This is a genomic window from Phenylobacterium sp. (genome assembly GCF_030698145.1).
Classification (GTDB): domain Bacteria; phylum Pseudomonadota; class Alphaproteobacteria; order Caulobacterales; family Caulobacteraceae; genus Phenylobacterium.
Genome location: NZ_JAUYNW010000053.1, coordinates 1 through 3573 on the forward strand (window position 1 = coordinate 1; position 3573 = coordinate 3573).

Here is a 3573-nt window from a genome sequence, read left to right on the forward strand (position 1 = left end):
GCGCCCCGGCCCAGAATCCCAAGTGGGAAGGCCGGCACGTCTTTCGCGCCCTTTCGCGGAAGCGCACCGTTATAGGGAACGTTGCGTTTCCGTCAATGGCGCAATCGCGAGAATTTGAACCTTTTCAGGCTTCACGCGATCGCGAGGGCTTATTCTACCAGCGGGGGCCGTCGAGGGCCTTGTCGATGCCGGCGGATACGTCTTCGATCGAACCCATGCCGTCCACTTCCACGAGTTTTCCGTGGTTTTGATAGTAGGGCAGCAACGGCGCGGTCTGGTCGTTGTAGGCCGAGAGCCTCACCTTGAAGCTTTCGGGATTGTCGTCTGGGCGGCCCGACTCGGCGAATCGGCCGGCCACCCGCTTCAGAAGCTGTTCGTCATCGACCTTGAGGCGAACCACTAGGTCGATTCGGGCGCCGCGCTGCTCCAGCATGACGTCCAGGGCCTGGGCTTGCGCGAGCGTGCGCGGGAAACCATCGAAGATCGCGCCGCCGGCCGCTTCGGCCTCAGGCAGACGCTCCTCGATCAGGGCGATGACGATCTCGTCGGTGACGAGCTCGCCGCGCTCCATGACGCCGGCCACCTTCTTGCCGAGCTCGGAGCCCGAGGCGATCGCGGCGCGCAGCATGTCTCCGGTGGACAGCTGAACCATCTTGCGGCTGTCGACCAGGCGCTTGGCCTGGGTGCCCTTCCCCGCCGCCGGCGGGCCGAACAGGATCAAATTCATCGCTAAAATATCCCCTCCCCGCCGACCTTCCCCATTCGGGCCGGCTTAAAAGCGAAAGCGCTTCTCTATCGAGCGCCACGCCCCCCGCGTAGCTTCGACTTCTTGATCAGGCCTTCGTACTGGTGGGCCAGGAGATGCGACTGGATCTGAGTAACGGTGTCCATGGTGACGCTCACCACGATCAGCAGCGACGTGCCGCCCAGATAGAAGGGGGCGTTGTAGAAGCCGATCAGGATCTCGGGCAGCAGGCAGACGATGGTGATGTAGGCCGCGCCGATCACCGTCAGACGGGTCAGGACATAGTCCAGGTACTCCGCCGTGCGCTTGCCGGGCCGGATGCCCGGCAGGAAGCCGCCGTACTTGCGCAGGTTCTCGGCGGTGTCCTCCGGATTGAACACGACCGAGGTGTAGAAGAAGCAGAAGAACACGATCAGGGCGCCGTAGAGCACCATGAAGGCCGGCTGGCCGTGTTGCAGGGCCGCGACCGCGGCCGGCAGCCACTGGGCCCAGGCGGGCAGCTCGGCGGTCGCCAGGAAGCCCATGGCCGTGGTCGGCAGCAGCAGCAGCGAAGAGGCGAAGATCGGCGGGATGACGCCGGAGGTGTTGATCTTCAGCGGCAGGAACGAGGTGTCGCCGCCGAACATGCGGTTGCCCTGCTGGCGCTTGGGATACTGGACCAGCAACCGGCGCTGCGAGCGCTCCATGAACACGATGGCGAAGACCACGCCGATCGCCAGCGCGATGATCGCGAACATGGCGAAGCCCGGCAGGGCACCGGTCCGGGTCATGGTGAACATCTGCCAGATGCCGCGCGGCAGGACCGCCACGATGCCGGCGAAGATGATCAGCGAGACGCCGTTGCCGACCCCGCGGCTGGTGATCTGCTCGCCCAGCCACATCAGCAGCAGCGTGCCACCGGTCAGGGTCACGACCGTCGAGACCAAGAAGAACGGCCCAGGATTGATCACCAAGCCCGGGCTCGACTGCAGCCCGGTGGCGATGGCGAAGGACTGGAACAGGGCCAGGACAACGGTCAGGTAGCGGGTGTACTGGTTGAGCGTCTTGCGCCCCGCCTCCCCGCCTTCCTTGCGCAGCTTCTCCCACGGCGGATAGACCGTGCCCAGCAGCTGCACGATGATCGAGGCCGAGATGTAGGGCATCACGTTCAGCGAGAAGATCGCCATCCGTTCGACGGCGCCCCCCGAGAACATGTTGAACATGCCCAGGATCCCCTGCGCCTGGCCCGAGAAAGCCTGGGCGAAGGCGATCGGGTCGATGCCCGGGATCGGGATATAGGTTCCCAGCCGGTAGGCGATCATCGCCCCCAGGGTGAACAGGATCCGCTTGTGGAGCTCCGTCGCCTTCTGGAAGGCCCCGAAGTTCATGTTCGCTGCGAGTTGCTCGGCGGCCGAAGCCATGTAGTTCCCCAGACGTTCAGGACCGGTCGTACATAGGGCGTCCGTCCTGCCCTGTCATCCGGTCCGCCGCGAGGGCAGGCCGGAGGCGAGAGCGAAGTCCCCGCCAGGCGGGGATGGACGGATTTACTCGGCGGCTTCGGCGGCGACGGGGCCGGTCAGGTTGACCTTGCCGCCGGCCTTTTCGACCGCGGCCTTGGCGGCGGCGGAGGCGGAGTAGACGGTGATCTCGATCTTGGTCTTGATCTCACCCTTGCCCAGCAGGCGCACGCCGTCCTTGGCGCGGCGCACGACGCCGGCGGCGATCAGGACCTCGACGTCGATGGCCTTCTTGGCGTCGAGCTTGCCGGCGGCGATCGCCTGCTCGAGACGCCACAGGTTCACCTCGGCGAACTTCTTGGCGAAGGGGTTGTTGAAGCCGCGCTTGGGCATGCGCATGTGCAGCGGCATCTGGCCGCCTTCGAAGCCGGCGATGGCGACGCCGGAACGGGCCTTCTGACCCTTCACGCCGCGGCCGCCGGTCTTGCCCTTGCCCGAACCCGGGCCACGGCCGACGCGCATGCGGTTCTTGGTGGAACCCGGCGACGGCGAAAGTTCGTTGAGCTTGGTCATGTGACGCCTCTCCTTGGAGATCTGTCGCCCGGACGAGCGTCCGGACTCGGCTGATGTTGAGTGTGGCCGCCGAAACGGCCGAAGAGGCGACGCTTTTGGCGCCGCCTCTCCAAAACGTCCAGTCTCAGGCCTTAGCCTTCGACCACTTCCACCATGTGATGGACCTTGGCGATCATCCCGCGGATCGACGGGGTGTCCTCCAGGACCGACACGCGGCCGATCTTGTTGAGGCCCAGGCCCGCGAGGGTCGCGCGCTGGTCCTTCTTGCGGCGGATGGGGCTCGCCGTCTGACGAACGGTCACCTTGGCCATGACTTATTCTCCGTCGGCGGCGGCGGCGGCCGCGGCATCGGACTTGCGTCCGAGGACGTCGGCGACCTTCTTGCCGCGCTTGGCGGCGACCTGGCGGGGCGAAGACTGAGCCTTCAGCGCCTCAAAGGTCGCGCGCACCATGTTGTAGGGGTTGGACGAGCCGACCGACTTGCCCACGACGTCCTGGACGCCGAGGGTTTCCAGCACGGCGCGCATCGGGCCGCCGGCGATGACGCCGGTGCCGGCCGGAGCCGCGCGGACCATGACCTTGCCAGCGCCCCAACGGCCATTGCCGTCGTGGTGCAGGGTGCGGCTCTCGCGGAGCGGCACGCGGATCATGGTCTTCTTGGCTTCTTCGGTCGCCTTGCGGATGGCTTCCGGCACTTCACGCGCCTTGCCATGACCGAAGCCCACGCGGCCCTTCTGGTCGCCCACCACCATCAAGGCGGCGAACGAGAAGCGGCGGCCACCCTTCACGGTGGCGGCGACGCGGTTGATGTGCACCAGC

The 3573-nt window shown here is 66.3% G+C and carries 5 protein-coding genes; all 5 read right to left on the bottom strand.

Going from position 1 to position 3573, the window contains the following annotated elements:
* Positions 1–154 precede the first annotated feature (154 nt).
* Complete coding sequence (locus Q8Q77_RS07190; RefSeq protein ID WP_305582603.1) at positions 155–727, bottom strand: adenylate kinase; 573 nt, start codon at positions 725–727, stop codon at positions 155–157.
* Between the two features lie 65 nt (positions 728–792).
* Positions 793–2145: a preprotein translocase subunit SecY gene (secY, locus tag Q8Q77_RS07195; RefSeq protein ID WP_305582605.1), complete on the bottom strand. Its 1353-nt coding sequence runs from the start codon at positions 2143–2145 to the stop codon at positions 793–795.
* A gap of 123 nt (positions 2146–2268) precedes the next feature.
* A complete protein-coding gene (rplO, locus tag Q8Q77_RS07200) occupies positions 2269–2754 on the bottom strand; it encodes a 50S ribosomal protein L15 (RefSeq protein ID WP_305582607.1) in 486 nt (161 codons plus the stop codon).
* 131 nt (positions 2755–2885) lie between these two features.
* The gene (rpmD, locus tag Q8Q77_RS07205; RefSeq protein WP_254836856.1) at positions 2886–3065 is read right to left on the bottom strand and encodes a 50S ribosomal protein L30; all 180 of its coding nucleotides are present in this window, start codon (positions 3063–3065) and stop codon (positions 2886–2888) included.
* A gap of 3 nt (positions 3066–3068) precedes the next feature.
* On the bottom strand, positions 3069–3573 hold a 505-nt coding region (gene rpsE, locus Q8Q77_RS07210), incomplete at its 5' end, for a 30S ribosomal protein S5 (RefSeq protein ID WP_305582609.1).

Excerpts from the sequence above, each read along its gene's own strand:
- Q8Q77_RS07190 (WP_305582603.1), bottom strand. The coding sequence starts at position 727 with ATGAATTTGATCCTGTTCGGCCCGCCGGCGGCGGGGAAGGGCACCCAG.
- secY (WP_305582605.1), bottom strand. The coding sequence starts at position 2,145 with ATGGCTTCGGCCGCCGAGCAACTCGCAGCGAACATGAACTTCGGGGCC.
- rplO (WP_305582607.1), bottom strand. The coding sequence starts at position 2,754 with ATGACCAAGCTCAACGAACTTTCGCCGTCGCCGGGTTCCACCAAGAAC.
- rpmD (WP_254836856.1), bottom strand. The coding sequence starts at position 3,065 with ATGGCCAAGGTGACCGTTCGTCAGACGGCGAGCCCCATCCGCCGCAAG.